Source organism: Brevundimonas sp. P7753, assembly GCF_013386595.1.
GTDB classification, from domain to species: Bacteria; Pseudomonadota; Alphaproteobacteria; order Caulobacterales; family Caulobacteraceae; genus Brevundimonas; species Brevundimonas bullata.
In genome coordinates this window covers 1-3,976 of record NZ_JACARP010000075.1, presented here as the reverse complement: position 1 = coordinate 3,976, position 3,976 = coordinate 1, and the positions used below count along the sequence as shown (strand labels likewise).

Sequence of the window (3,976 nt, the reverse complement as noted above, 5' to 3'; positions counted from 1 at the left end):
GGGTCCCGCACCGCCCCCCGCGCGAGGGCAAGAAGAAGGGCGGCCGCTTCCGGCTGGAGACCAAATACACTCCCGCGGGGGACCAGCCCGCCGCCATCGCCGAACTGTCGGCCATGGCCGATGCGGGCGAGCGCGATCAGGTCCTGCTGGGCGTCACCGGCTCGGGCAAGACCTTCACCATGGCCAAGGTCATCGAACAGACCCAGCGCCCGGCCCTGATCCTGGCCCACAACAAGACGCTGGCGGCCCAGCTCTATTCCGAGTTCAAGGCCTTCTTCCCCGACAACGCGGTCGAGTATTTCGTCAGCTACTACGACTACTATCAGCCCGAGGCCTACGTCCCGCGCACCGACACCTACATCGAGAAGGACTCGTCGATTAACGAGCAGATCGACCGGATGCGCCACTCGGCCACCCGCGCGATCCTCGAGCGTGACGACGTCATCGTGGTCGCCTCGGTCTCCTGCATCTACGGCATCGGCTCGGTCGAGACCTACACCGCCATGACCTTCTCGCTGAAGGTCGGCGACCAGATCGACGAGGCCAAGCTGCGCGCCGACCTCATCGCCCTGCAATACAAGCGCAACGACCTGAATTTCGAACGCGGCATGTTCAGGAAGCGCGGCGACGTGCTGGAGATCTTCCCCGTCCACATGGAGGACCGCGCCTGGCGCATCCAGCTGTTCGGCGATGAGCTGGAGTCGATCCAGGAGTTCGATCCCCTGACCGGCAAGAAGACCGCCGACCTGGACGAAGTCACCGTCTACGCCGCCAGCCACTACGTCACCCCGCGCCCGTCGCTGAACCAGGCCATCATGGGCATCAAGGCCGAGTTGAAGGAGACGCTCGACTGGATGACCGAGAACGGCAAGCTGCTGGAGGCCCAGCGCCTTGAACAGCGCGTCCGTTTCGACCTGGAGATGATGGAGGCCACCGGCGCCTGCGCCGGCATCGAGAACTACAGCCGCTGGCTGACCGGCCGCGCGCCGGGCGAGCCGCCGCCCACCTTCTTCGAGTACATCCCCGACAACGCCCTGCTGTTCGTGGACGAGAGCCACGTCACCGTGGGCCAGATCAACGGCATGTTCCGGGGCGACTACCGCCGCAAGTCGACCCTGGCCGAGTACGGCTTCCGCCTGCCCTCCTGCATCGACAACCGCCCGCTCAAGTTCGACGAGTGGGACGCCATGCGGCCCCAGTCGGTCTTCGTCTCCGCCACCCCCGGCCCGTGGGAGATGGACCGCACCGGCGGCGTCTTCGTCGAACAGGTCATCCGCCCCACCGGTCTGATCGACCCCCCGGTCGAGATCCGCCCCGTCTCCGGCGCCGCCCGCAACCAGGTCGACGACGTCATCGACGAGGTCAAGGCCGTCAGCCGCGCGGGCTACCGCTCCCTGGTCACCACCCTGACCAAGAAGATGGCCGAGGACCTGACCGAATACATGCACGAACAGGGGGTGCGCGTCCGCTACATGCACTCCGACGTCGACACCCTGGAGCGCATCGAGATCCTGCGCGACCTACGCCTGGGCGCCTTCGACGTCCTGATCGGCATCAATCTGCTGCGCGAGGGCCTCGACATCCCCGAGTGCGGCCTGGTCGCCATCCTCGACGCGGACAAGGAGGGCTTCCTGCGATCCGAAACCGCCCTGATCCAGACCATCGGCCGCGCCGCCCGCAACGTCGACGGCCGCGTCATCCTCTACGCCGACCGCATGACCGGCTCTATGGAACGCGCCATCGCCGAGACCAACCGCCGCCGCGAGAAGCAGCAGGCCTACAACCTCGAACACGGCATCACGCCCGAAAGCGTCAAGCGCGACATCAAGGACATCCTCGACAGCCCCTACGAGTCCCGCGACCTCGACAAGCTGACCCGCCCCGGCGTCGCCGAAGAGGCCAAGCCCTTCCTCGGCTCCAACTTCCAGGCCGCCCTCAAGGACATGGAAGGCCGCATGCGCACCGCCGCCGCCAACCTCGAGTTCGAGGAAGCCGCCCGCCTGCGCGACGAGATCAAGAAGATGAAGCTCCTCGACCTCGAATTCGCCAACGAAGCCCTCACCGGCGCCGGCGAAACCGTCGACACCTCAGCCCCCAAACGCTGGCGCAAGGAAGCGGCGGCCGAAAAGGCGGAAGCGTTCAGGAAGGGGCGGTAGAGACTAAGAATACCCCAGGGCCAAAAGTTGACCCCAAGAGCTTTTAAACGTCTCAACTTCCCAATCGGCCGGATTCTCTGCCAAGAAGGCCGCCTCAAATTCCACCTTCCTCTCAGAAAGTCCAAGAGCGAATGCAACATTCGCCATTGTGGCAAATATCCATTTCCGATCACGTCTATCCGGAAAATGTTCAGATATCATTATCTCGTCGATAATATCTACGATAGATAATCGAATTTTTTTCGCGCTCAATCTATCGAATATTTTCTCACCATCGTCCGTCTGAATTGAAGACCTCAGATCATAGCAAAGCGCGGCATTCTCGCCGTTGTAATAGTCACGCCTGAATTCAAAACCTCTACGATAAAAATCGATGGCCTTATCCAGTTGAGGTCGATCATTGGTCAAAAGCCACAGACGTTTATGTATGGCCCCCGCCAGCCCTAAAGTCTCAGGATCATTGGAATTTTCTGGATCAAGCTTCTGAAGATCGAGAAGAGATTCCATCAATGCAGTTAATTCTGTAGGAATTTTCGATTTGTACTTTGCGAGCACAAGCCTTTGAATAAAATGAGGCTCATTTGGCCTCAATCTGTGTACAGCATCAAATATATGAACCGCCGCAGAGAATGATGACTCTTTTACAAGAGCCTCAGCCTTGGCCGACAGCTCCATAATGTGCTCTTGACGATCCTCAGCCTCCTCCACCACAGCAGCGAAGTCCGCATCACTCATTCTTGGCTGCTGCAATTCAGGAATAAACGTGTAGACAGGACTATCAACATGCTCCGAATTCGTCACAGATATTATTAGATTTTCCAGATCTTTCTGAGCACGAATAGTTTCTTTGTATCCAATATCTTCGCCTAAATGGCGATAATTAAAAGTAGCAGAATGATTTAGATCAAAGAAATACCTCCCTTGATCCTCCTTCATAATAATAGTCGTCCTCGGCCTTAAGGCGTGACGGACACCCAATTCATAAATTGCATTCGGATTTGCAGTAGATATATCAGCAACAACAACATCCGCTCGAAGAAGCATTTCGTACATAGGAAGATCTATTACAGATGAATGAAGTATTTCATCTGCCCTTATAGGCCTAAACCCAGCCGCAATAGCAGCCGGAGCAATAATGCCTTCATATGTTCTATCTAGATCAAAAGTTCTACCCGATTCAAAATCCGTCTTTTTACCAAAACCCATAACCACAAAACAAATTGGCCTATTGTCAACTTTATCCTCAGGCACCGCACGTAGCCCTAATTGCCTGAACCAATGATTGCGAGTTCCAGTTTACCGTTGCGTCTGCGATCACCTCTACTTCTGCAGGTGTACGCTGCTGCCCCCTTCGACGAATGGCAACAATCGGCTTGTTGTAAGATTTAGCGAATTCGATTTCAGCCTGAACCCAATATCTATGGTTCACAAACATGCCAGCAACGAGAACGAAGCAACTCGACTGTCGAACACGCTCTCGCAGTGCCGCTCTCAAGGTATTCCGGCCCATCTCCGTGTTCGGGTCAGCGATAGGACGGTCCCGAGGGACAGACCTATCGTACCACTGAAAGTCAGGCTGCCGGTTCAGTAGACCGACAACCCCCTGATAACGCTCGTCATATGACCATGCGTGCGAAATAAAGATATTATACGCCAAATCTACACTCCCCTCGCCAAACGGCGAATCATCGTTACGCTAAATATGGCTCAGCTTGAAGGCTGCTGGGAAGTGGAATGGCGGTGCCTTTTCAAGGCTTCCATCAAGCGAAACCCACGCAAACCTCACCGCTCCAATCCCCACGATTTCCCGCCCTTCCCCC

At 57.1% G+C, this 3,976-nt stretch carries 3 protein-coding genes; 1 reads left to right on the top strand and 2 read right to left on the bottom strand.

The window, feature by feature from the left end; translation table 11 throughout:
- Positions 1–2,156: excinuclease ABC subunit UvrB (gene uvrB / locus HX774_RS13870; RefSeq protein WP_178827630.1), on the top strand; the 2,156-nt coding region annotated here is incomplete at its 5' end.
- A gap of 3 nt (positions 2,157–2,159) precedes the next feature.
- On the opposite strand, the gene HX774_RS13865 is transcribed toward uvrB, so the two are convergent.
- Both HX774_RS13865 and HX774_RS20415 read right to left on the bottom strand, forming a co-directional pair.
- Entirely contained in the window at positions 2,160–3,407 is a 1,248-nt protein-coding gene (locus HX774_RS13865) for a DUF4071 domain-containing protein (RefSeq protein WP_218650432.1), read from the bottom strand.
- The gene (locus HX774_RS20415) at positions 3,400–3,813 is read right to left on the bottom strand and encodes a TIR domain-containing protein (protein ID WP_178827628.1); all 414 of its coding nucleotides are present in this window, start codon (positions 3,811–3,813) and stop codon (positions 3,400–3,402) included. The genes HX774_RS13865 and HX774_RS20415 overlap by 8 nt, the downstream gene beginning before the upstream one ends.
- Positions 3,814–3,976: the final 163 nt, after the last annotated feature.